The 25,561-nt window shown below is 49.6% G+C and carries 19 protein-coding genes and 1 pseudogene; 10 read left to right on the top strand and 10 right to left on the bottom strand.

All coding sequences use genetic code 11. The features are described from left to right. Positions 1-359: 359 nt before the first annotated feature. From Q5076_RS02575 to Q5076_RS02615, 9 genes are all read right to left on the bottom strand, one after another. Positions 360-1,913 carry a sodium:solute symporter family protein gene (locus Q5076_RS02575; RefSeq protein WP_303010671.1) on the bottom strand — a complete coding sequence of 518 codons (1,554 nt, stop codon included), beginning with the start codon at positions 1,911-1,913 and terminating at the stop codon, positions 360-362. Beyond that, positions 1,910-2,035 (bottom strand): symporter small accessory protein, encoded by a 126-nt coding sequence (locus Q5076_RS02580; protein WP_303010672.1) that lies wholly within the window; start codon positions 2,033-2,035, stop codon positions 1,910-1,912. Before Q5076_RS02580 ends, Q5076_RS02575 begins: the two co-directional genes overlap by 4 nt. A gap of 68 nt (positions 2,036-2,103) precedes the next feature. Next, a complete protein-coding gene (locus Q5076_RS02585) occupies positions 2,104-2,703 on the bottom strand; it encodes a nitroreductase family protein (RefSeq protein WP_303010725.1) in 600 nt (199 codons plus the stop codon). Between the two features lie 16 nt (positions 2,704-2,719). Next, positions 2,720-5,467: a methionine synthase gene (gene metH, locus Q5076_RS02590; protein WP_303010673.1), complete on the bottom strand. Its 2,748-nt coding sequence runs from the start codon at positions 5,465-5,467 to the stop codon at positions 2,720-2,722. Positions 5,468-5,553: 86 nt separating this feature from the next. Further along, positions 5,554-6,006: an SsrA-binding protein gene (gene smpB, locus Q5076_RS02595; protein ID WP_303010674.1), complete on the bottom strand. Its 453-nt coding sequence runs from the start codon at positions 6,004-6,006 to the stop codon at positions 5,554-5,556. Positions 6,007-6,016: 10 nt separating this feature from the next. After that, on the bottom strand, positions 6,017-6,562 hold the full coding sequence (locus Q5076_RS02600; RefSeq protein WP_303010726.1) for a Yip1 family protein: 546 nt from the start codon (positions 6,560-6,562) through the stop codon (positions 6,017-6,019). 37 nt (positions 6,563-6,599) lie between these two features. Then, on the bottom strand, positions 6,600-7,364 hold the full coding sequence (locus Q5076_RS02605; protein WP_303010675.1) for a hypothetical protein: 765 nt from the start codon (positions 7,362-7,364) through the stop codon (positions 6,600-6,602). 82 nt (positions 7,365-7,446) lie between these two features. Further along, complete coding sequence (locus tag Q5076_RS02610; protein WP_303010727.1) at positions 7,447-7,947, bottom strand: DMP19 family protein; 501 nt, start codon at positions 7,945-7,947, stop codon at positions 7,447-7,449. Positions 7,948-8,540: 593 nt separating this feature from the next. Further along, positions 8,541-8,945 (bottom strand): HsmA family protein, encoded by a 405-nt coding sequence (locus Q5076_RS02615; protein WP_303010676.1) that lies wholly within the window; start codon positions 8,943-8,945, stop codon positions 8,541-8,543. 238 nt (positions 8,946-9,183) lie between these two features. On the opposite strand from Q5076_RS02615, the gene Q5076_RS02620 reads away from it, so the two are divergent. The 10 genes from Q5076_RS02620 to Q5076_RS02665 all read left to right on the top strand — a co-directional run bounded on the left by Q5076_RS02620 (position 9,184) and on the right by Q5076_RS02665 (position 24,324). Then, complete coding sequence (locus tag Q5076_RS02620; RefSeq protein WP_007759112.1) at positions 9,184-9,885, top strand: iron-sulfur cluster assembly scaffold protein; 702 nt, start codon at positions 9,184-9,186, stop codon at positions 9,883-9,885. Between the two features lie 19 nt (positions 9,886-9,904). Further along, positions 9,905-10,915: a GGGtGRT protein gene (locus Q5076_RS02625; RefSeq protein ID WP_303010677.1), complete on the top strand. Its 1,011-nt coding sequence runs from the start codon at positions 9,905-9,907 to the stop codon at positions 10,913-10,915. A 315-nt stretch (positions 10,916-11,230) separates the two neighbouring features. Beyond that, a complete protein-coding gene (locus Q5076_RS02630; protein WP_303010678.1) occupies positions 11,231-12,328 on the top strand; it encodes a helix-turn-helix domain-containing protein in 1,098 nt (365 codons plus the stop codon). 177 nt (positions 12,329-12,505) lie between these two features. Further along, positions 12,506-12,889, top strand: coding sequence for a LytTR family DNA-binding domain-containing protein (locus tag Q5076_RS02635; protein ID WP_303010679.1), 384 nt, complete (start codon positions 12,506-12,508; stop codon positions 12,887-12,889). Between the two features lie 182 nt (positions 12,890-13,071). Beyond that, complete coding sequence (locus Q5076_RS02640) at positions 13,072-18,699, top strand: alpha-2-macroglobulin (protein ID WP_303010680.1); 5,628 nt, start codon at positions 13,072-13,074, stop codon at positions 18,697-18,699. A gap of 54 nt (positions 18,700-18,753) precedes the next feature. Continuing rightward, a complete protein-coding gene (pbpC, locus tag Q5076_RS02645) occupies positions 18,754-21,132 on the top strand; it encodes a penicillin-binding protein 1C (protein ID WP_303010681.1) in 2,379 nt (792 codons plus the stop codon). Positions 21,133-21,157: 25 nt separating this feature from the next. After that, positions 21,158-22,333, top strand: a complete 1,176-nt coding sequence (locus tag Q5076_RS02650; protein WP_303010682.1) for an MFS transporter — start codon at positions 21,158-21,160, stop codon at positions 22,331-22,333. Between the two features lie 45 nt (positions 22,334-22,378). Further along, positions 22,379-22,813, top strand: a complete 435-nt coding sequence (locus tag Q5076_RS02655; RefSeq protein WP_303010683.1) for a hypothetical protein — start codon at positions 22,379-22,381, stop codon at positions 22,811-22,813. A 168-nt stretch (positions 22,814-22,981) separates the two neighbouring features. After that, the gene (locus Q5076_RS02660) at positions 22,982-23,572 is read left to right on the top strand and encodes a DUF4251 domain-containing protein (RefSeq protein ID WP_303010684.1); all 591 of its coding nucleotides are present in this window, start codon (positions 22,982-22,984) and stop codon (positions 23,570-23,572) included. A gap of 89 nt (positions 23,573-23,661) precedes the next feature. Then, positions 23,662-24,324: a response regulator transcription factor gene (locus Q5076_RS02665; RefSeq protein WP_303010685.1), complete on the top strand. Its 663-nt coding sequence runs from the start codon at positions 23,662-23,664 to the stop codon at positions 24,322-24,324. A gap of 57 nt (positions 24,325-24,381) precedes the next feature. Here Q5076_RS02665 and mnmA read toward each other — a convergent pair. Next, a pseudogene (gene mnmA, locus Q5076_RS02670) lies at positions 24,382-25,452 on the bottom strand (tRNA 2-thiouridine(34) synthase MnmA). Positions 25,453-25,561 lie beyond the last annotated feature (109 nt).

Here is a 25,561-nt window from a genome sequence, read left to right on the forward strand (position 1 = left end):
TACCCCTATTCCCGGAAATACGGAATGAAGCCTGCCAAGCTCACTCTCATTAAAACTCTTGCGATATTTTTCCAGAATATCGAATTCTGTAAACCCCAAAGTCGGGTGAATTTCTGAAATATTTCGTATCTTTGCCATATCTTGGTTTGGGAATTTCCCCCGTTTTGGCTACCAAACCTTGTTTGCGGGGGAATACCTAAAGATACAAAAAAGCCAACTAATTCGCAATACTTTAAGTATGAATTAGTTGGCTAATTTTATACTATTTACTGAATGTCCCTATTCCGTCCTCCGACGGAAAACAAGCGGGATTCACCGTCCCCTCCTACAAGGCAAACATCCCCAGGCATTCCCGGAACCTATCGCTTTCTCTGACAAGTCAGCAGGCTGATTCCGATAATAGCCGATACAGACAAAGGCAATGCGAACAATATCGGGTCAATCACCGGAAAAGGATAAGCGGTAATCAGCACATCCCTCCCGAATAACGCCTTACAAATGCCCAACGCCGCAGATTCCTTCTGGTGGAGGAACACAAGAGCGAACAAACTGCCGACTGTCCCTACCCAAAGACTAGCCATGACACCTTGCCTGGTAGCCCTCTTCCAATATAAAGCACAGAAATAAGCGGGAAGGAAAGCCGCCGCACAAATTCCCATAAAGATAGAAGTCCCGCGGGCTATGATATCATGAGGCAACATGTAGCAAATAACATAGCTGACTAGAATAGAAAACAATACCCCCAAGCGAATCACATTAGTCAGCTTACTCCGCGAACGGGGTTTATAAGTGCCGTAAATATCAGACCCCACCGAAGCGCCCATCGTATGAAACTGCGAACTTAACGTAGACATGCTGGCAGAAAGGATGCACAACATAAAAAGCGCGGCAAACCAGTCGGGCATCGCCTTGTTGATAAAATACGGGATAATCTTGTCGATATCCTGCACCACTTCGGTAGCGACCGCCCCTTCCGTTTTCAGGAAGAAAAGGTTGCTCAACGCCCCGGCATGATAAATAGCCCCTACCGTTATAATCAAGAAGAAACACCCGATAAACACACCGCGGTTCAACTGTTTGCTACTCTCCACAGTCATAAAGCGGACCACCAGTTGAGGCTGTGCCAGACAACCTATCCCAACGCCCAGAATAAGGGAAGTAACCAACGAATACCATTGCGGCGAACCCGTGACCGGCATCGCAGTCCATCCCTGATGCCCCAACGCCTTGAACTTCTCAGGAACCAGAGGAGCGATAGCAGCCAACTCCTCGTTAGCCTCCGTGAAATTCATGCCAAGCACCCGGTACAAAGAAAAAAGCAGGAACAACATACAGGCAAACATGATAACCGCCTGCAAAGCATCCGTGTACATCACCCCCTTCATCCCCCCGGCAACTACATAAGCAGCAATCACCAACGTAAATATCAACAAAGAGACATTGAAATCAATCTGGAAAATCTGTTCGATAAACACCGCCCCGCCTTTCATTACCACAGCGGCATAAAGAGGCATCCCGATGAAAATGACGGCGGCGATAAACACCTGTATATTACGCGAGCGGAAATGGCGTCCCAACAATTGCGGGAAAGTGCTGACATTCAGTTTCGCCCCCATACGCCGGGTACGCAGGCCGAAAAAGATAAAAGCAATGACGACCCCGACAAACATATTGAGAAAACAAAGCCACTGGATACCCATGCCGAAAGCGGCCGCCACTCCTCCGAACCCCACGATAGCGGATGCGGAAATAAAAGTAGCGCCATAAGAAAGCGCCATTACGACAGGATTCATCTGACGTCCGCCTACCAGGTAATCACTGGCGCTCGTCGTCTTTTTATATCCTAAGAAACCGAGATAAGCAAGTGACAGCAGATAAGCTATCACAATCAGACCGAGTGTGAATGTATTCATTGAGTTTTGTCTTTTTCATCGTCCTTATTCCAATATTTCAGCCCGAACCACGCGGCAAAAATTACACATGCCACGGAAAGCAGGTAAGGGAGAATAATGAAAGGGTCGTCTATTCCAAACATTTGCGCATTAGATTTTAATTATCTGCGCAAATGTAAGGAATTTATTGAAAAGACAAAACTTTTGTTTATTAAAACTGATTATAATGTATCTTTTTCTCGTCAAACTTCTGTTTCGGGTTCTCTTTGGCAGCCGGATAACCGAAAGGAATGACACAAAGCGGAAGAATGTTTCCAGGCAGGCCGGTATATTTGCGTACCGCTTGCATACGCTCCTCATAAGGATAGGCAGCCGTCCATACAGCTCCCAGTCCCAGACTCTCGGCAGCCAAAAGAATATTTTGGGCAGCAGCCGAACAGTCCAAATACCAATAAGACGAACGGGCGGAATCACCGCAAACCACAATGGCATGCTGCGCCTGCGCCAACATCTTCGCATAGGGAAGCGCGGCAGCCATCGAATCCAGCCGGGCACGTTCGGAAACCACGACAAACTCCCACGGACGGATATCCCTGCCCGAAGGAGCAGCCATCCCGGCACGAAGCATCCAGTCTATCTTCTCCTTTTCCACTTCCCGATTTTCGTAAGCACGCACGCTTTTACGTTCTAAAATATTATCCAGCACGGCATTCCCGGCTCCGGAACCCCCTTTTTCTTCTTTTGCAGAAGAACACGAACCCACGGCAACCGCCGCCACGAACAGACATAAGAAAGAGAAAATTTTTTTCATCATGACACCGTTTTATTTAAAATAAGTTCAATTTGTTTTTCTTCGCCTCCTCCAGCGAAACAGTTTCCCTACGCAATGACCCGCTCTTTTCGCGAAGCGCTTTATATTCCGTCTCCAACTCGCTGACCAGCTCCGCTTTCAGTTGCGGGTTCAACAAACGGGAAGCGACACCCGCATTCTGGGAAGCATCCTTCAGATGTACCACCGGAGCATGATACACCGGAGCAATCTTCAATGCCGTATGCATTTTCGAAGTAGTAGCCCCGCCAATCAGAAGAGGAATATCCAGCCCCGCTTTCTCCAACTCAAGAGCCACATGCGCCATCTCTTCCAATGAAGGCGTAATCAAACCGCTAAGCCCTATCATGTCCACCTTTTCCTCAATAGCCCGCCGGACGATTGTCTCCGCAGGAACCATCACCCCCAAATCAACAATATCATACCCGTTGCACGCCATTACCACGGCAACAATATTCTTCCCGATATCATGCACGTCCCCTTTCACCGTGGCAAGCAATACCTTCCCGGCAGAAGCCGCCCCCTCCGTCTTCTCCGATTCAATGACAGGTTGCAGGATAGCGACAGCCTTCTTCATCGTACGGGCAGTCTTCACCACCTGCGGAAGGAACATTTTTCCCGCCCCGAAAAGCTCGCCGACATAATTCATTCCATCCATCAACGGGCCCTCAATCACATCCACCGCCTTATCGTAAAGCGGCAATGCCTCCTCCAAATCCTGTTCCAGATAATCCCCGATACCCTTCATCAAAGCATACTTCAAACGCTCCTGAACAGGCTCATCCCTCCATGCGTCATGCTTCGCCGCAGGTTGCCCGGCAGAATCACCCGCCGTTTTCTTCAAGACCTCAGCCAGTTCGATAAGACGCTCCGCCGCATCCGGACGACGGTTCAGCACAACATCCTCTATCTTTTCAAGGACATCTGCCGGAATATCGCTGTAAAGGACGGAAGTCCCCGGATTGACAATCCCCATATCCATCCCCTGCTGGATGGCATGATAAAGGAATACGGCATGCATGGCCTCGCGGATATAATTATTGCCCCGGAAAGAAAAAGACAGATTGCTTACCCCCCCGCTGACATGCGCGCCGGGAAGATTTTTCCGAATCCATCCGGTAGCTTCGATAAAATCCACCGCATAATTGTTGTGCTCTTCGATTCCCGTAGCCACGGCAAGCACATTGGGGTCGAAAATAATATCATGAGGATTAAAGCCGACCCTATCGACCAAAAGCCGGTAGGCACGCTCGCAAACTTCTATTTTACGGGCAGCGGTATCCGCCTGCCCTTTCTCGTCGAACGCCATGACTACGGCCGCCGCACCATACCGCTTGACAGCACGGGCATGTTCCAGAAAAACCTCTTCCCCTTCCTTCAAAGAAATGGAGTTAACGACCGACTTGCCCTGGAGACATTTCAATCCGGCTTCGATGACCTCCCATTTGGAAGAGTCAATCATAACCGGCACACGGGCAATTTCGGGTTCAGACATAATCAGATTCAGGAACGTAATCATCTCCGCCTTCGCATCAAGCAACCCGTCGTCCATATTGACATCAATCACCAACGCGCCGTCTTCCACCTGCTGGCGGGCAATGGACAAAGCCTCGTCATACTTCTTCTCATTAATCAGACGAAGAAACTTCCGCGAACCCGCCACATTACACCGCTCCCCGACATTCACAAAGTTAATCTCCGGCTTCACCTCCAACAGCTCCAGACCGGAAAGCCACATACAGCCGGGCTTGGCAACCGGCACACGAGGCCTGGCGCCTTCCACCAAAGCGGGATACTCGGCGATATAAGCATCCGTCGTACCGCAACAGCCGCCGATGATATTAACCAATCCCTCCTGTATATACTCTTTCACCTCACCGGCCATATCCGCAGGAGTCTGGTCATACTTGCCGAGACTGTTCGGCAAACCGGCATTCGGATAAGCGCTTATATAATAAGGTGCACGGGAAGCCAACCGTTCAAGGAAAGGCTTCAACTGACGGGCGCCGAACGAACAGTTCAAACCGACAGAAAACAGGTTGGCATGCTGCAGGGAAGCAAGAAACGCATCCAGGGTTTGCCCGGACAAGGTACGTCCGCCGATATCGGAAACGGTAACAGACAACATGAGCGGCACTTCGACACCGGTTGCTTTCATAGCCTGCTCCGCAGCGAAAACGGCAGCCTTGGCATTCAACGTATCGAATATCGTCTCTATCAGAATCGCATCCACCCCCCCTTCAAGCATAGCCTCCATCTGCTGCCTGTAAGCAACCGCCAATTCATCATAAGTCAGAGCGCGGCAAGCCGGATTATTCACATCCGGACTCATGGAGCAAGTCTTGTTGGTAGGTCCTACGGAACCGGCGACAAAACGCGGCTTTTCGGGAGTCTTCGCCGTATATTCGTCGGCAAGTTCGCGCGCCAGCTTCACGGCGGCAAGGTTTATCTCACGCACATATTCTTCCACATGATAATCCGCCATAGACACCGTAGTCGAACTGAACGTATTCGTTTCAATTATATCCGCCCCGGCCTCCAGATACTTGCGGTGAATATCCTGAACCACATCGGGACGTGTCAGGCATAAAAAATCATTATTCCCTTTCAATTGTCCGGGAATATGCCTGAAACGCTCGCCTCGAAAATCTTCTTCCTTGAGATTGTATTGCTGAATCATCGTACCCATCGCTCCGTCCAGAATGAGGATGCGTTCGGATACGACCTGATAAATTGTCTTTTTCATTACCCTATCACATTAATGCCTGAATTACTTTCCGCCTGTCTGATACGCCTACCACAGCAGCCTTCCTTCCACGCCGGACGGTCTCTTTACCGCTTGAACATCCGCGCCATGTCCCGGCGGTCGTCCTTTTCTTTTATAGACTCCCTCTTATCATACTCCTTCTTACCTTTCGCCAGAGCGACAACCACTTTCGCCAGCCCCTTTTCATTGATAAAGAGACGTACCGGAACAATTGTAAAACCGGGGTCTTTCGTTCCCCGCTGGAGCTTTTCCAACTCTTTTTTATTAAGCAGCAACTTCCTGTCCCTGCGCGCCGTATGATTATTGTAAGAGCCGTAAAAATATTCGGCGATGTGCATGTTCTTTACCCATAACTCGCCTTTGGCAAAATAGCAGAACGTATCCACCAGGCTCGCCTTTCCCAGACGAATGGATTTAATCTCCGTACCGGTCAATACGATACCTGCCGTATAGGTATCTATCAATTCATAATCAAACGTCGCACGTTTATTCTTTATATTTACAGAAGGTTGTTTCATCTTCACACAATTAATTAAGTATGGCCGTCAGTTTGTTAAACACGAATTGAATCACCGCCGGACACAGTATTAACAAGACAGACGAAAAAAGGGTGTATCTGAGCCGCAGTTTTTCTTCTACCTTCATCAATACGGGAGCCCCCTCCCACACCACATAAACAATGTAGAACTGCAACAGCCAGGCAATAATCCTAAAGTCAGGCAACAGCCCGGTCACAATTTGAAGCAGGAACGATACCACAAGGGCGTATCCTGCAAACTGCTGCGCCAACGGCATATCGGCACGCATGCCGAACCACCTCGTTCCCATTTCATGAATGGCGTAAGCCGCCAAAAAATAGCCTCCGAATAAGGCTACCGCCACCGCACAGCAATTAGTCATGGCTATCTGGAAGCTTTGCGGGCCTCCCCACCCGTTAGTCAATAACGAACCGATGAAAACGGACAACCCGCATAAACCTATCATAGGATAGACAAAAGCCATAAACACTTTTCGCCTATCCTCTTCCATAGAAATTTCCTCCCAGGCCTTGGCCGGAGAGGAAATCAACTTCATTGCTATGTTAAACAGTTCCTTGTAGTCCAATTCCCGCTTATTCTTTATATGGATATTCCAGTTCCAATGTAGTATAAGTATCGTCTTCCTTTAACTTGTCCTCACTTGAATTCGTATAAGCCCGCAACACAATATGTGTAGGCTTCTTTCCATGCGTCTTGTTTAAGAATTCCGATAAAGCACCGCTCAACGTATATGCCTTATAAAGGCTTGTCTTATTCTTTCTCTCAACCTCGTTCTCACCTTCGTCACCTTTATTAAGCACATGGTTAATCGTAAGCGTCAACTTCGTATCGTCCTCTTCAATGGCATTCGGGTCATAAGTAATATAGAACCAATGCTTCTCCAGTTCCTCCGTAGTCAATTCATTTTTACAATAGAAGGTAACAGGCATAATCAAAGTATTTTCATCCCAAAAGAGCATTCCGCTCTTCAGGTCCTCATTCAAGACATAAAGCGGATTGGTTGCTTCCCGATCAGAGGGTGAAGGGTTTTCTCCTGATTTCGGGTCGATACAAATCGGGTCAGCCAATAAAGAGACAGAAAGAGATGTAGAATTTTCTGTTAATTGCGAAAAGTCATACTGACAATAAATATAATAGTATGTACCTGTCAGTAATGTATTCATCCCGGAAGTAGGAATTATTTTCATTCCGTCAGCAGCCTCGAAAGAAGAAAAACTGTTTTTAACGAATATTCCTCCGGTAGCGATATTATTATCCTCCCCGTTCATACACGAAGTGACCGATACCCCCATCACGGCTGTCATTAAAGCCACCAATAAAAATTTCATTTGTTTCATAAACATATTTTTTAGATTTTGCAAAGATATAAATTCTAACTCACAATTAATAAATGCAAGCACTTAAAAAATACTGCATCTCTCATTTTATTATTTTTGCAAAAAGTTCTAAATGCTCATCTACATAACTCGCAACCAATGCGGTAACCTGCTCTTCCAAATCCAAATATTTCTCTTCCAGCTCATCAAAAGCCTCGTATTGTTCATACATTGCCATGAATTCATCGTCCGTCCGCTCCTTTTCCAAATCCTCCCGGTTGGCATCGTAGATTTTCTTAGCCTTATAGACCAATTTGGAAAATTCATCCGCTCCCCACAAACGCATCACCTTGGCAAACGGATTGTCAAAGATATAGCCGCCATAGCCGTTTTGAATTAACTGGCAGAATCCTCCATGCATCACTTCATCACGAAAAATCCGATAAGCAAGCAACGAATGCTGTTCTCCCGTTAACAACGACATCGTTTCGGCAGTCCATTCATCCCCAATCACTTTCTTATACGCATCGGTAAACACCTGGATAAATTCATCCATTCCCTCACCCGCAGCCTTCTGTAAAGCAGACTCTAACACTTCTATCATAACTTCACTCAATAAATTACGCGGCAAAGCTACGAATTTTATTCTACATCCCAACACATTATCAGGCATAATCACGAATATATATGTTTTCCAAAACAAATCCCCCTATAATTACTCCTCCACCATCCCCCTCTCTACACCAATAAAATTTCATTTTCATCTGTCACCTGTCACAGTCCCCCTTCAAACCGTTTATTCATCGTACTTTCCCACGGTGACAGATGAAAAAACATCTGTCACCTCAATCTGTCATCTGTCACAGTGCATCGTCCGGATTGGGCCGACAACCTTCTTATCTCTGCAATACGGGTGCAATCCAGGTGCTTATCTTCTTGTCAGACAAGCGGTAAAGTCTTATTTTACCGGCCTCGTTCCTTGATTATACCGCCAGTATTTTTCGATTATCACAACTATGATAACTGCTTATCACAGACATGATAAGTATCTTTCACAATAATGATAAGCAGTTATCACTACTGTGAAAAGCCTGCACGACCGGCATCTTAATCGGCAACCGCCCGCTTCTTTCCGGATAAACGCCTCATTCCCTCTCTATTTCCTGCCGTGTATTTGCATCGCGCCTGCAATCCGCCCTATGCATGTAGACGCATTCCCAAATACATTCCTATAAAATAAGGTATAAGCCAAATGCACCAGACGGCAATACTGAAACGGTTAAAATGCCGTTTCGCTTTCGGCGAACCTTTTACATACGTCCAGATAGCCCACAAAACATGCACGAACATCAGCAGAATGGCAATTATCCCCGTTATTGCATGAAGTTCGTCATGCAGCCGCGCCTGTTCGGCAAGATGCTCCATCAGGCTCGTGCCGACGGCATCGGCCACCAGACCGAAAAGGAAGAAAGCAATGTGCCAAGACTTGAGCTTCTTCTGCAACCTCTCTCCCCAGACGCCGACCGTATAAAAAACGAGCGCGGAAGAAATAACGCAGATTGCCGCAATCAAATAATGCATGTCCGTTTGATTCAATTCCATAGTTTCCTGTTTTTCAATAACAACAAAGCGTCAAACGGATGGTTCGGAAGAAACGAATCTTTCACAAATGCAATCCCGACTTTACAAACGATAAAGAAAGGTAAACCGATTTGTCTCTTTTCACAAAAAAGTAATAAAAGGCGATTTGCAGAAACAAATAAATCGACTACCTTTGTGGGCGATTTAGAGAATCGTGACTACGTATTTTTAATTATATCACTTAAAAAAAGAGCTAATTATGACTTATTCACACGAAGTGGAACACATGTGTGTTGTAAAGAAGGGTCCTAACCACGGACCGGCTCCCATACCCGAAGAAGGCAAATGGGTAAAATCAAAAGAAATCGTTGATATTTCAGGTTTGACACACGGTATCGGTTGGTGCGCTCCCCAACAAGGCGCCTGCAAACTGACGCTGAATGTTAAGGAAGGTATCATCCAGGAAGCTCTGGTAGAGACTATCGGATGTTCCGGTATGACCCACTCTGCCGCTATGGCCGCTGAAATCCTTCCGGGAAAAACCATCCTTGAAGCGCTGAACACCGACCTCGTTTGCGACGCTATCAACACTGCTATGCGCGAACTTTTCCTGCAAATCGTTTACGGACGCACTCAATCGGCTTTCTCCGAAGGCGGCCTGATTATCGGCGCCGGCCTGGAAGACTTGGGCAAAGGCCTGCGTAGCCAGGTAGGTACTCTCTACGGTACTTTGGCAAAAGGTCCCCGTTACCTCGAAATGGCGGAAGGTTACATCAAACAAATCTTCCTGGACAAAAACGACGAAATCTGCGGATATGAATTCGTACACATGGGCAAATTCATGGACGAAATCAAGAAAGGAACCGATGCCAACGAAGCGTTGAAAAAAGTTACAGGTACTTACGGCCGCGTAACAGCGGAACAGGGAGCAGTTAAATCTATTGATCCACGTCACGAATAATATAAGGAGGAAAGAAACTATGATTAGAGAAGTAAAATTCGAAAGCCAAGACCGTCGTATCAAGCAGATTCTCGCTGCGTTGAACGCTAACGGCATCAAAGATATCGAAGAAGCCAATGCTATCTGTGAAGCTCATGGACTTGACCCTTATAAAACATGTGAAGAAACTCAGCCTATCTGTTTCGAAAACGCCAAATGGGCTTACGTGGTAGGTAGTGCTATCGCTATCAAGAAAGGTTGTACAAACGCTGCCGAAGCTGCCGAAGCCATCGGTATCGGTTTGCAGGCTTTCTGTATCCCCGGTTCCGTAGCTGACGACCGTAAGGTAGGTATCGGCCACGGTAACCTTGCCGCCATGTTGCTGCGCGAAGAGACTAAATGTTTCGCGTTCCTGGCAGGACACGAATCTTTCGCCGCTGCGGAAGGCGCTATCAAAATCGCCGCCAAAGCGGACAAGGTACGTAAAGAACCTTTGCGTTGCATCCTGAACGGACTCGGAAAAGACGCCGCTCAGATTATCTCCCGCATCAACGGCTTTACTTACGTTCAGACTCAATTCGATTACTTCACGGGCGAACTGAAAGTGGTTCGTGAAATCGCTTACTCCGACGGTCCCCGTGCAAAAGTAAAATGCTATGGCGCCGACGATGTTCGCGAAGGCGTGGCTATCATGTGGAAAGAAGGCGTAGACGTATCCATCACAGGTAACTCTACCAACCCGACCCGTTTCCAACACCCGGTTGCCGGTACTTACAAGAAAGAACGTGTTCTTGCCGGCAAACCCTATTTCTCTGTTGCTTCCGGCGGCGGTACAGGACGTACCCTTCATCCGGACAATATGGCTGCCGGACCGGCATCTTACGGCATGACGGATACGATGGGCCGTATGCACTCTGATGCTCAGTTCGCTGGTTCTTCATCCGTTCCCGCTCACGTGGAAATGATGGGATTCCTGGGTATCGGCAACAACCCGATGGTAGGATGTACGGTAGCTTGCGCTGTGGACGTAGCACAGGCTTTGAGCAAGTAATCCGGATAATTTAAAACCTATTTATATCACATGCAAAGGCTGTCTCGTTTCTTATTGAGACAGCCTTTGTTTTTGTTTAAAGGCAATCCGGACGGAGAGCAGCCACAGTAAAAAATAGACCTCCCTGTATCCGAACGGACAGATTCAAGAACCGGCTGAAAATGACCTGTCTGAAAGGTACGAAGCACACAATACGGGCAAATGGCCGCGAAACCGCATATTTCTTATTTGCCGGAATCCCTATTTTGGCTATCTTTGCATAAAAAATAGAAAAGACCTGCACACTTACAGCAAAGAATAGAAGCTGCCGGAACTATGGGAATACTATATCTGTCTGTTGAACTTACGCTTGACTTGATTGCCTTGGTAACGGGAATCATCCTCATTATCCATGCAAAAGACAACTATCCGAAATTATACTGGGGCATCATAGCAACGGGGATAGGCATTATGTTTTCGTGGGAAAATATCGGATGGCTGACAATTGTCACAGACACCCCCGAATATAATTTTACGGAACTGCTCAATATTGAGAAGATGCTCAAATGGTATGCGCTGGCAAATATCGTAGCGTTATTCCCCCTAGCTTCCTTATCGCCCGGATATTTCAACCATTTCAGGATATTCACGTTCCTGCTGCCTCCCATCATCATCATAACCGTAGGAATCTGCTATCTGGGATTCAACGGAACAATCACATCCGTCAGTTCGCTGAACGAAATCATGCCCAACATCAACCATACGGACATCAAAGTCAGGATATGCATTTTCCTGTTCTCCGTCCTCACGCCGCTCTTCACACTGGTCTACGCCATGTTCAGCAACAAGACCTACCGGAGGATAAACAACAATATGTATTTATTCATCGGTTTCCTGTTTCTGTTTTTAGGCATATACATCCTGTTCACCTTAAACATCAACGAATTTATCTTCAATCTGTTCGGCATCACGGCAATCGTATTCACCGTTCTATTTTCAATATTGTATTTGCGTCATGAGAATCCGTTTTCAGACCATATCGAGATGGTGTGCCCTGCAGAAAACGCAATGCCGCAGGTGGAAAAGACCCCCCGGACGCATCCGCTCTTTCCGATGATTGAGGCATATCTGAAAGAACAGCATCCTTACATAAACAAATCTTACACAATAGAACTTCTGGCAAAATCCCTGAACGAGAACGAACATGCGGTTTCAACCGCAATCAAAAGCAAAGGTTTCACAGGTTTCCGGGAATATATCAATTACCTCCGCCTGGAACATTTCAGGCGGTTAGCCACGGAAGACCCCGGCAAAAACGTAAAGGAACTAATGTATGCATGCGGTTTTACCTCCAGGGCGACCTTCTACCGCATTTTTTCAGAAAAGTATGGGATATCTCCTGCCCGATTCATTGATAACCAGAGAATAAAGTAACATAAGCCCCTGTCCTTTCCGGGTAATTTCCCGGTATCAAAAAGTGTCTCATTTCATTAATGAGACACTTTTCCGTTTTTCCAATTAAAAACATTCCTCTATTTTTGGCGGGTGATAAAACTATAGGACCCGGATAACACATTAACCGCATAACTAAAATTAACCACATAACTAAATATGAATACCGGACACTGTAACCAGGAAGACATTGCGAAGAACCAAGAACATATTTTCATACATACCACCATCACCGGAAACCTGCAATTAATCCATCTGGAGCATATCGTATATTTCAGTTATAATTCCAGAAACAAATTATGGGAAGCGGTGTTGTACGACGGACGTACGCTGGGGCTAAGAAGAAACACGAATTCACTCAAAATACTGAGCCTGCACTCCAATCTGGTCCAAATCAGCCAGTCGCACATCATCAATATAAGATACCTGTCTTCCATTGAAAGCAACAACTGCATCCTGCTTCCTCCTTTTGACGAGAAAGAGCCGTTACAGGTAAGCAAATCTTTCATGAAAAAATTAAAGGAAAAGTTTCCGTGTATCTGACAGGGACGGAAACGGAAACTTTCTTGAAACATCCGCCGCACCGCACCTGCCAATCTCCACATCCGCATTCCCTCCTTCCCGCACGCAAATAAAAGGGTGAAACACATAAAAATAACCGGAACAGAGAAGAATCCGGCATAAAAACCGTATATTTGTTTATCGAACCGTAAAACCTCATCGCCATGAGACAAATAGAAACTAAACATAGCGCCAGTATTACCGGACTATTCCTGTTTATGGTTATCGCCGCATGCCTTTTTTCCTGCACACGTACCCGAAAGGACATTATCCCTTCCGCCGAATACGCCCCGTATGTAAACGCCTATACGGGAGGGGTTATCTCGCAAAGCTCGACGATTCGGATAGAGCTTGCCCATGACCTTCCGATGGTGGATATAAACAACGAAATACCGGATAACCCGTTCAGTTTTTCCCCGTCCTTAAAAGGAAAGGCGTACTGGATTAACAACAACACCGTCGAATTTGTCCCGGAAGAAGGGAGCTTGAAACCGGGAACCCTTTACGAAGGGACTTTCCGGCTCGGAGACTTCATCGAAACGGACAAGAAACTGGAAGAATTCAATTTCTCATTCCGCGTGCAGGAACGCAACTTCACCCTGCAGGCGGCTCCCCTTTCCGTCACGGCGACGCAACCGGACCGGATAGATTTGGAAGGAGAGATTCGTTTCAGCGACATCATGAAAAAAGAAGAGGTCGGGAAGATGCTGACAGCCGGCGACGGCAAGAAGAATTATCCGGTGGAAGTCATCGCTACCAGCAACCCCGCCCGTTATCAATTCCGCATCAGACAGGTTCCAAGAGAAGCGGAGGATTATCCGTTGACTATAACGGCGGACGGCGAACCGGCAGGTATCGGCCGCAAGCAAAGCGAAGAAGTGCTGATACCGGCGAAGGACAGTTTCCGCCTTCTGTCCGCCACACGCATCGACCAACCGGAGAACGGGATAGAAATCGTTTTCTCCTCTCCCCTGTCTGCCACACAGGACTTGAAAGGGCTGGTCGAGATTCCGGAAGTCCCCTCCTCCATCTTCCAAATCAACGGGAACAGAATCCTTATCTATTTCGAGTCAAACCGGCTGGGCAAGCTCACCCTCCATATCCACGAAGGGATAAAAGATTATCAGGGCAAGCCCCTGGGAAGCCCGCATACGATTTCTTTCAGCGAGGCGAACCTGAAACCGCAGGTGGAAATGTCCGCCTCCGCCGCCATCCTTCCCGATTCGAAAAGTCTGATTATCCCTTTCCGCGCCGTCAACCTGTATGCCGTAGACTTGAGCGTCATCCGCATCTTCGAAAACAATGTGCTGATGTTCATGCAGACCAATTCACTCACCTCCGCCAACGAATTGCGCCGTTCGGGAAGGCTGGTCTGCAAAAAGACATTGTGGCTTGCCAAAGACACTTCCAAAGATATCCGCCATTGGGAAGACTATTCAATAGACCTCGCCGGACTGATTCGTCAGGAACCGGGCGCGATATATCGTGTGATACTTTCGTTCCGGCAGGAATATTCCGCCTATCCCTGCGGAGGAAGCGAGAACCGGGAAATGCGATTTGCCGACGGCAACGCTTCCGACGGGCTGACAAAGGTGAGCGGAAACGTCTTGTCCGAAACGGACGAAGCCGTCTGGGACACTCCGGAAGCATATTACTACTACAACGGCGGAACAATGGACTGGAGCGTGTACCGGTGGGCAGAACGGGATAACCCCTGCCATCCTTCTTATTACATGAACTCAGACCGGACGGCCGCGTGCAATGTCTTTGCGTCCAATCTGGGAATGATTGTGAAGCGAAACTCGCTGAACAAGCTGTGGGTTGCCGTAAACGACATCCTGGATACCCGGCCGATAAAGAAGGCACGGATAACGGCATACAACTTCCAGTTGCAGCCGATAGGCAAAGGAGAGACCGATGAAGAGGGCTTTGCAGAGATTACCCCAGACGGAACGCCTTTCATCGTCGTGGCGGAATCCGGAAAACAGAAGGCGTATGTCCGGGTCGCAGACGGTGAGGAACAATCCGTCAGCCGGTTCGATGTCGGAGGAAAAGACATACGAAAAGGACTGAAAGGATTCATATACGGCGAAAGAGGGGTATGGAGGCCGGGAGACACGCTGCATGTCTCTTTCATTCTGGAAGACCGCGAAAAGAGAATCCCGGACAAGCATCCCGTCACACTGGAAGTCTACAACCCGAAAGGGCAGTTTTACGCTAAAATGATTTCAACGCAAGGCATGAACGGGTTTCATACGTTTGACATTCCTACACAAGCAGACGTTCCGACCGGACTTTGGAATGCTTATGTCAAAGTGGGAGGAACCGCTTTCCACAAAAGCCTGCGCATAGAGACCGTAAAGCCCAACCGCTTGAAAATCAATCTGGCGCTTCCGAAAATCCTCCGGTCTGCCGACAAGGATTTCTACGCCCCGCTCACCTCGGCCTGGCTGACGGGGGCCACAGCATCCGGCTTGAAAGCCAAAGTCGAGATGTCTTTGTCCAAAGTGAATACGCAATTCAAGAATTACGGGCAATACATCTTCAACAATCCCGCCACGGATTTCAGTACTGTCAAGACGAAGGTATTCGACGGGACCCTCGATGCGGAAGGAAGAGCGGGAGTGACATTAAAGGTTCCGGCAGCGAAAAATGCGCCGGGCATGCTGAACGCCACTTTTACCACACGTGTTTTCGAACCGGGAGGAGACGCCAGCATTTACACGCAAAGCGTTCCATTCTCACCGTTCACGTCATACGTCGGCATCAACCTGAACCAACCCAAAGGGAAATACTTGGAAACGGACAAAGACCATGTATTCGACATCGTGACCGTCACCCCGCAAGGGGAACCGGCGGACCGCTCCGACCTGGAATATAAAATATACCGTATCGACTGGAGCTGGTGGTGGGAACACGGCGACGAATCCCTCGGCACTTATATCAACAACAGTTCCGTCACTCCCGTCGCCGGCGGAAAGCTGCAGACGACGGGCGGAAAAGCATCTTTCAAGTTCCGCGTCGATTACCCGTCGTGGGGGCGTTATCTGGTTTATGTGAAAGACAGGGAGAGCGGACATGCCTCCGGCGGGACTGTCTACGTAGACTGGCCGGAATGGCGGGGACGTTCGAACAAGACCGACCCCAGCGGCATCAAGATGCTCGCCTTTTCGCTGGACAAGGACTCTTACGAGATAGGGGAAACGGCGACGGCAATCATTCCTGCCGCGGCTGGAGGACGCGCACTGGTATCCATAGAAAACGGTTCGTCCGTGTTGCGGCGGGAATGGATAGAAGTCTCCGACCGGGAAGATACGAAATATACATTTAAAATCACGCAGGAAATGACTCCGAACGTGTATTTGCACATCAGCCTGTTGCAACCTCACGCTCAAACGGTCAACGACCTGCCTATCCGCATGTACGGCGTTGTCCCCGTATTCGTAACCGACAAACGGACTGTTTTGCAGCCGCAAATACAGATGCCGGAAGTATTGCGACCGGAAACCGCCTTCCGTGTCACTGTCAGCGAGAAGAGCGGGAAACCCATGACCTACACGCTGGCTATCGTAGACGACGGGTTGCTGGACCTTACCAATTTCAAGACGCCCGACCCGTGGAACGAGTTCTACTCGCGTGAGGCGCTCGGCATCCGGACATGGGACATGTATGATAACGTACTGGGAGCTTCCGCCGGAAGTTACAGCCCGCTTTTCAGCACGGGCGGAGACGTGGCGCTGAAACCTGCCGATGCAAAGGCGAACCGCTTCAAACCGGTTGTCAAATTCATCGGGCCTTTCTATCTGGGCAAAGGCAAGAGTCAGGTTCACACCCTGAAACTTCCGATGTACGTGGGGTCGGTACGCGCCATGATTGTCGCCGGACAAGACGGCGCATACGGCAATGCGGAGAAAACGGCAGCAGTCCGGGCTCCGTTGATGTTGTTGTCTACTTTGCCGCGCGTACTCAGCATTCAGGAGGAGATTTCCGTTCCGGTCAATATTTTCGCAATGGAAAACCAAGTAAAGGACGTGACCGTATCCATCCAGGCGTCCGGCGGAGGAGTGGAGATTGCGGGAGACCGGCAACAGTCTGTCACATTCGGCAAACCGGGAGACCGGCTCGTATTCTTTACTTTAAAGACCGGCAACCGGACCGGAAAGGCGACTGTCCGCCTGACGGCAAGCGGCGGCGGGCAACAGACGAAAGAAACCATCGAAATAGAGGTACGCAACCCGAATCCGGCGGTGACCCTGCGCAACAGCGAATGGATAGAGGCAGGGCAAAGCAAGGAGTTGCCTTACAACTTGAGCGGCTCTTCCGCAAACAGCCGGATGAAGCTGGAAGTATCCCGCATACCTTCGGTAGACATCAGCCGACGGTTCGACTTCCTGTACAACTACCAGCACCATTGCACGGAGCAATTGGTTTCCAAGGCATTGCCCCTTTTGTTTGTCGGACAGTTCAAGGAGACGGACGGCGAGGAAACCGAAAAGATAAAAACGAATATACAGGAGGCTATCCGGCAGATTTACGGCCGCCAGCTCCCCAACGGCGGCTTTGTATATTGGCCGGGGAACGCTGTCGCCGACGAATGGGTCAGCTCATACACCGGGATGTTCCTCACCCTGGCGCAAGAAAAGGGATATGCCGTCTATTCAAACGTACTGGACAAGTGGAAACGTTTCCAATGCGCCGCCGCCAAATGCTGGCACATGCCGCAGGACGCAAGCAGTTGGCAGCAATGGCAGGCAGAATTGCAACAGGCTTTCCGCCTGTACACCCTGGCGCTAGCCGGAACACCGGAATACGGAGCGATGAACCGGATGAAAGAACAGTCCGGGTTGTCTCTCCAGGCCAAATGGCGGTTGGCAGCCGCGTATGCACTCGCCGGAAAGATGAAACCCGCCGAAGAGCTTGTGTTCCATGCAAAAACGACTGTCAGTCCCTACTCTTCCATGAACCAGATTTACGGTTCATCCGACCGGGACGAAGCCATGATTCTGGAAACACTGCTTTTGATGAACAGGGAACACGATGCCTTGCAACAAGCGAAAAAGGTTTCCGCAAACTTGTCGCAGGAAGACCGGTTCAGCACGCAATCCACCGCTTTCGCCCTTATGGCGATGGGACGTCTTGCCGAGAAGTTATCAGGTACGATGGATTTCACATGGACATGGAACAGCAAACGGCAACCTGCCGTCAAATCCGCCAAAGCCGTATTCGAGCAAGAAATCGCCGTTTCTCCGAAATCCGGAAGCATCACCGTGGAAAACAAGGGGAAAGGAATTCTTTACGCTGACCTTATCACCCGCGTGCAGTTGTCAAACGATACGCTGCCGGCTGTCAATGACAATCTTCTCATGGAGATAAGATACGCACACCCGGACGGTACGCCGATTTCCGTAAACGATATCAGGCAGGGAACCGATTTTACAGCGGTTATTTCCCTAACGAACACAAGCGGCGTTTCCGATTACACCCATCTGGCGCTGACACACATCCTGCCCGCCGGCTGGGAGATTTACAATGAAAGAATGACTGTTCCCGAAACGGGGAATGCAGCCGCGCCTTCCGGAAGCCCCGCGGGTAAATATGCCTATCAGGATATCCGTGACGACCGGATATTGACTTATTTCAACCTGCGCCGCAACGAGAAAGCGGTATTTACGGTCAGGCTGCAAGCTGCTTATGCCGGCAACTTCATCCTGCCCGCTGTCCAATGTGAGGCGATGTATGACGCCAATGTGCTGGCGCGGAGCAAGGCAGGAAGGACAACCGTCAGCCGTTAGCCACCGAAACATGGGAAAAGGAACACGGGAAAAGGTTTAGCGGAATATCGGGATATGAAATCTATTCATGCATTCTTCAAACGGCTGTCCGTCACCGGGAAAGCAACGTTCCTGCTCGTTGCGTTTCTGGCGGTGGCATATATATTCTGCCTTCCCCGGCAACTGTTCCATGTCCCCTATTCCACCGTCGTAACCGACCGGAACGGAGAATTGCTGGGGGCGCGTATCGCTTCGGACGGCCAATGGCGGTTTCCCCCGCGGGAAACGGCGCCTGAAAAAATCAAACGGTGTCTCATCGCCTTCGAAGACAGGCATTTCTATCATCATTGGGGAGTCAACCCGTTATCCACCGCAAGGGCCCTTTACCAGAACCTGAAAAACAGGCGCATCGTAAGCGGAGGCAGCACCCTCACGATGCAGACGGTACGGCTTGCCCGGAACAAACCGAGAACTTTCCGGGAAAAGATAATCGAAATGCTCTGGGCCACCCGCCTGGAGTTCCGGACTTCCAAAGAAGAAATCCTCTCCATGTACATATCCCATGCACCGTTCGGGGGAAATGTAGTGGGACTGGATGCCGCTGCCTGGCGTTACTTCGGCCATTCCGCCGAAGAGCTGTCATGGGCGGAATCGGCCATGCTTGCTGTCCTGCCCAACGCTCCCGCCATGATTCACCTGTCTAAAGGACGGGAAACGCTGCTTTCCAAACGCAACCGGCTGCTGAAACAACTTCTTGAAGAAGAAGTTATCGACACCTCGGCCTATGAGCTGGCTGTCAGCGAGCCGTTGCCGGACGAGCCGCATCCCCTGCCCCGGACGGCGCCGCACCTGGTCAGCCGTCTCTATCAGGAGAAAAACGGGCGGCATATCCGTTCAACCCTCGACAAAGGAATCCAGACCCATATAGAGAGTCTGGCAGAACGGTGGAGCGACGAATTCAGCCGAAGCGACATCCGCAACCTGTCAATCCTAGTCATAGATATCCGTACCAACCAAGTGACGGCTTATTGCGGAAACGTGCATTTCGACCGTCCGCAGGGAGGAAACCAGGTAGATGTGATTCAGGCTCCCAGAAGTACGGGCAGCATCCTGAAACCTTTCCTATACTATGCCATGTTACAGGAAGGGAGCTTGCTGCCTCATACTTTGTTGCCGGACATACCCGTCAACATCAACGGTTTCAGCCCGCAGAATTTCAGCATGCAGTTTGAAGGAGCTGTCCCTGCGTCCGAAGCCCTTGCCCGTTCATTGAATATCCCCGCCGTAACCATGTTGCAGCAATACGGCGTAGCGAAATTCCATAACCTGTTACGGCAAGCGGGATTCAAGACTATCGACCGGGCTCCTTCCCATTACGGGTTGTCCCTGATTCTGGGAGGAGCGGAAGCTACCCTATGGGACGTGACAAATGCATACGCGCAAATGGCAAGGAGTCTTCTTCCCGCCAATTCCGTTTCCGGCAATCCCGTTTCAAGCAGTTACGTTTTAAATGATTCGGTTTCCGGGACTTCCGTTTCAAACGGATTCGGGACGGGTGGCAGGAACAGTGCGAGACAAAAGGGATATGTATGGGACAAGGGAGCCGTATGGCAGACTTTTGACGCATTGAAAGAAGTTAACCGTCCCGAAGAAATCGACTGGAAGTCCATTCCTTCCATGCAGGCGGTTGCATGGAAAACCGGAACGAGTTACGGATTCCGCGATGCCTGGGCGGTGGGTGTGACTCCCCGTTACGCAGTCGGCGTATGGGTAGGAAACGCGACCGGAGAAGGGAAGCCCGGACTGGTCGGTGCACAGACGGCGGGTCCCGTATTGTTCGACATCCTCAACTATCTTCCTTCTTCACCGTGGTTTGAACGCCCGGAAGGAGTCTTTATCGACGCGGAGATATGCCGACGTTCCGGCCATTTGAAAGGGCGTTTCTGCGAGGACACGGACACCATGCTGATTTTACCCGCCGGATTACGTACCGGGGCATGTCCTTACCATCATCCCGTCACCCTATCCGCCGACGAAAGCCGCCGCATTTATGAAAACTGCGCGGATGCAGAACCTACTGTCCGGAAATCCTGGTTCACCCTGCCGCCCGTATGGGAATGGTATTACAGGCAGCGCCATCCGGAATACAAGCCTTTGCCACCTTTCAAAGCCGGATGCGGCGAAGGCTCTTTCCCGTCCATGCAATTTATCTACCCTCCGGCAAACGCCCGCATCAAACTGCCGAAGCAACTGGACGGCAGCAAAGGGTTCATGACCGTCGAACTGGCGCACAACAACCCCGGCACCGCTATTTTCTGGCATCTCGACAACACTTACCTGACGCAGACGCAGGATTTCCATAAAATATCCCTGCAACCGGCTCCCGGCAAACATTCCCTGACAGCGGTAGATACCGAAGGCAACACAGTTTCCACCACTTTCTTCATCGAGTGAACATCTTATTTGTTATCTTTGCGGCATGAAACAGCCATTAAAAGAAAACGGGGGACTGCCGGCATCCATCCTCTGGACACTTGCTATCGTGGCGGGTATCTCGGTAGCCAACCTATACTATAACCAACCGTTATTAAACATGATACGCCATGATTTGGGAGTATCGGAGTTCAAGACCAACCTGATTGCGATGGTGACACAGATTGGTTACGCAATCGGGCTATTTTTCATTGTTCCTCTAGGCGACTTGTACCAACGCAGGAAAATCATCCTTACAAACTTCGCTCTGCTGATAGTTTCCCTGCTGGCTATCGCTTCGTCGCATAGCGTCAACCTGATTCTCGTTGCTTCGCTGTTCACGGGAATCTGTTCTATGATTCCACAGATATTCATCCCCATCGCCGCCCAGTTCTCCCGTCCGGAGAACAAAGGCAGGAACGTAGGCATCGTCGTATCGGGATTGCTGACCGGTATCCTCGCTTCCCGCGTTGTCAGCGGATTTGTCGGTGAATTGTTCGGATGGAGGGAGATGTATTATATAGCTGCCGGTCTGATGCTCGCATGCGCGGTTATCATACTCAAAGTCCTTCCGGAGATTCAACCCAATTTCAAAGGGAGGTATGCTAGCCTGATGAAATCCCTCCTATCCCTGTGGAGGGAATTTCCGCAACTGCGCGTCTATTCTGTCCGCGCGGCGCTGAATTTCGGTTCTTTCCTCGCCATGTGGTCTTGCCTCGCCTTCAAAATGGGGCAGGCTCCGTTTTTCGCCGACAGCGACGTAATCGGGCTTCTGGGACTCTGCGGAGTAGCAGGGGCGCTGACTGCTTCTTTCGTGGGCAAATACGTGAAACAGGTGGGCGTACGCCGTTTCAACTTCATCGGTTGCGGGTTGATTCTCCTGTCCTGGCTGCTGCTTTCTACCGGAGAAAATACTTATGCGGGGATTATCGCCGGCATCATCACCATCGATATAGGGATGCAATGTATCCAGCTCAGCAACCAGACAAGCATCTTCGAGCTGGCCCCGCGCGCTTCGAACCGCATCAACACGATATTCATGACTACCTATTTCACCGGCGGTTCTTTAGGCACGTTCCTTGCCGGAAGTTTCTGGCAACTGTACGGCTGGCACGGAGTGACAGGTGTCGGAACCGTTTTAACCGGCATTTCCCTGTTCATGACTATTTTCTTTAAGAAGTAAGCCAACAAAATGAGCCATAAAACCGTTTATTACAAAAAACGACCGATGAAATACGGGGTTAACAGACAAATCTTACTGATTACCGCAGGCGTCGTCTGGCTCATTGCAGGCGGCAATATATTACGGATAGGGATTGTGACCTGGATGAACGACTCACAGGACTGGATGTTCAAGATAGGGGAAGCTACCGTCGTTTTCCTGCTGTTCTTCATACTGGTTTTCAAAAGGCTTTACTATAAACATACCCGCCGCATCGAACAGAAGAAGGAAGACCGTAACTGTCCCTTCTCTTTCTTCGACGTAAAAAGCTGGATTATCATGATATTCATGATTTCACTGGGAATCATCGTCCGAAGTTTCCACCTGCTGCCCGAAAGTTTCATTTCCGTATTCTACACGGGATTGTCCGTAGCATTGATTCTGACAGGGATGCTTTTCATCCGTTACTGGTGGCTGAAACGCAAAAAAGAAATCGGTTGAACAATATGAAACTGCTGCACGGACGGAAGGTGCGGCCATCTGCCTCTTTCCGAAAACATTACCGCTGCTTCTGCCGGACATAAATTACAGGACGCCTGTGAACAATCCGCCACAGACTTTGTTTTTGCAATAAACGGACAACGTATTAAACCTAAACAAAAAAAAGTTATGAAAAAGTTTATTGCATTAGTAGCATTAGTATTAGTCAGTGTAAGCACAATGATGTATGCACAGGAAAGTAATGCAGCCTCACGGCGTGCGGAAAGAAAAGCCCAACGGGATGCGGAAAGAGCCAAACTCCGCGCCGAAGAACAGGTGCAGGACATGGCAGCATATCAACAAGCCGTGCAAGCGCTGAAAAACAAACAATTCGTATTGGAGGCCAACCAGGTCATTTTCCGTAACGGCATGAGCGCCTTTGTCACCTCAAACACCAATTTTGTCCTGATGAACGGCAACAGGGCCACCGTACAGACGGCATTCAATACTCCTTACCCCGGCCCTAACGGGATAGGCGGGGTTACCGTGGACGGTAACTCTTCGGATATGAAAATAAACATTGATAAAAAAGGGAATGTGAACTGTTCATTCAGCGTCCAGGGAATCGGCATCTCCGCCCAGGTTTTCATCAACATGGGCAGCGGAAACAACAACGCATCGGTTTCCATCAGCCCGAACTTCAATAACAACAACCTGACGCTGAACGGAAACATCGTTCCGCTCAACCAGTCAAACATCTTCAAAGGACGCTCCTGGTAGTCCGGACAAAGAATCCGGGAACAACTCCGTTGCAAGTCACGCAAAATGCGTACATTTGCAACGGAGTTTTTTTTATTCATCTGTTTCCTATGAGAGAATATATCATCGCAGACAATCAGGATATCAGCAAAGCGGGCATGATGTTCCTGCTGAGCGGGCAGAAAGAGGTATCCGTCCTTCTGGAAGCCGGCAGCAAGGCCGAACTGGTCCGGCAACTCCGGCTGCATCCGCAGGCAGTGGTGGTATTGGATTACACGCTGTTCGATTTTGCGGGAGCGGACGAACTGATTGTCCTGCAGGAAAGGTTCAAGGATACCGACTGGCTCCTGTTCTCCGACGAATTGAGCATCCATTTCCTCCGCCGGGTATTATTCGGCAGCACGGCATTCGGAGTGGTGATGAAAGACAACTCGAAAGAAGAGATACTGACCGCTATCCGGTGCGCCAACCGCCGGCAGCGGTATATCTGCAACCATGTGAGCAACCTGCTCCTTTCAGGTGTTCCGGCCGCCGGCACGGTTACGGCAGATACGGAAGACCGCCTGCTGACACAGGCAGAGAGGAACATCCTGAAAGAAATAGCCCTGGGAAAAACGACGAAGGAAATAGCCGCGGAGAAAAATCTAAGTTTCCATACCGTCAACAGCCACCGTAAGAATATCTTCCGCAAATTAGGCGTGAATAACATACATGAAGCTACCAAATATGCGATGCGGGCGGGGATTGTGGATTTGGCGGAATATTATATCTGACGCAATCGCCGGAAAGCCTCTCCGCCGATAATCCGCACCTGCCGCCGGGAAGCCCGCTTAACCGGTTATCTCGCCGCTTCCCACGCAAATCTCCGAACTGCTGTCATAGACAACCCCGAACTGTCCGGGAGCAATCCCCTGCAACCTTTCGGAAGAGAAGACATGATACCGGTTCCCTACTTCCCGAACCAGCTTTCCTTTGACAAATCCGGGTGTATGGCGAATCTTGAAAGTAATATCGACTCCTTCTTCCAAAGACTCTCCCCACGGATTATCCGTGATAAAATGGAAACCGTGCATCCGGAACTCATTGCCGTACTGCGCTTCCGTCTCATAACCGCGGGAAACGTAGACAACATTCTCCTGAATGTCTTTCCCGGTCACGAACCAGGGGCCGCCTCCCAATCCGAGCCCCTTACGCTGCCCGATGGTATGAAACTAATACCCGCGGTGCGTCCCCAGCTTTTTTCCCGTCTCAAGCTCGACAACCGCCCCTTCTTTCTCTCCCAGAAAACGGCGGACAAAATCATTGTAATTAATCTTCCCCAGGAAACAAATCCCCTGGCTGTCTTTTCTCCGGGCAGTCGGCAATCCCGCCGTATCCGCTATCCCGCGTACTTCCTTTTTGAGCAGCCCTCCAAGAGGGAACATCAGTTTGGAGACTTGCAGAGAATCGATTTGCGCGAGAAAGTCTGTCTGGTCTTTCACCGTATCTCTTGCCGTGCCCAGCCACGTCCTGCCGCCGCGTTCCAGCGTAGCGGCATAATGCCCTGTAGCCGTATAATCAAAATCTTTCCCGACGCGCCGTTCAAAACAGCCGAACTTAATCAGCTTGTTACACATCACGTCCGGATTGGGAGTCAATCCTTTTTTTATCTTGTCAATGGCGTAAGCCGCCACATTCTCCCAATATTCCCGGTGCAAATCCACCACTTCCAGAGCCAGGCCGTACTTACGCGCAACGGCGGCCGACAATTCAATATCCTCTTCCGCCGAACAATCCATATATTCCGCCCCGTCCATGCCTATCCTGATGTAGAAAAGAGCCGGTTTGTATCCCTGCTCGCAAAGGAGATGCACGGCTACCGAACTGTCTACGCCCCCTGACAACAATACTGCTATATCCATCTTGAAAACCCGTTAATACTTGTTTGACAAATCCGCTCACATCCCGGACGGGACAAAGATAGAGCTATGCCTGCTAACAGCCAATCACACATTAAAGGCATTTTTATAC

Source organism: uncultured Bacteroides sp. (genome assembly GCF_958445495.1).
Classification (GTDB): Bacteria; Bacteroidota; Bacteroidia; order Bacteroidales; family Bacteroidaceae; genus Bacteroides.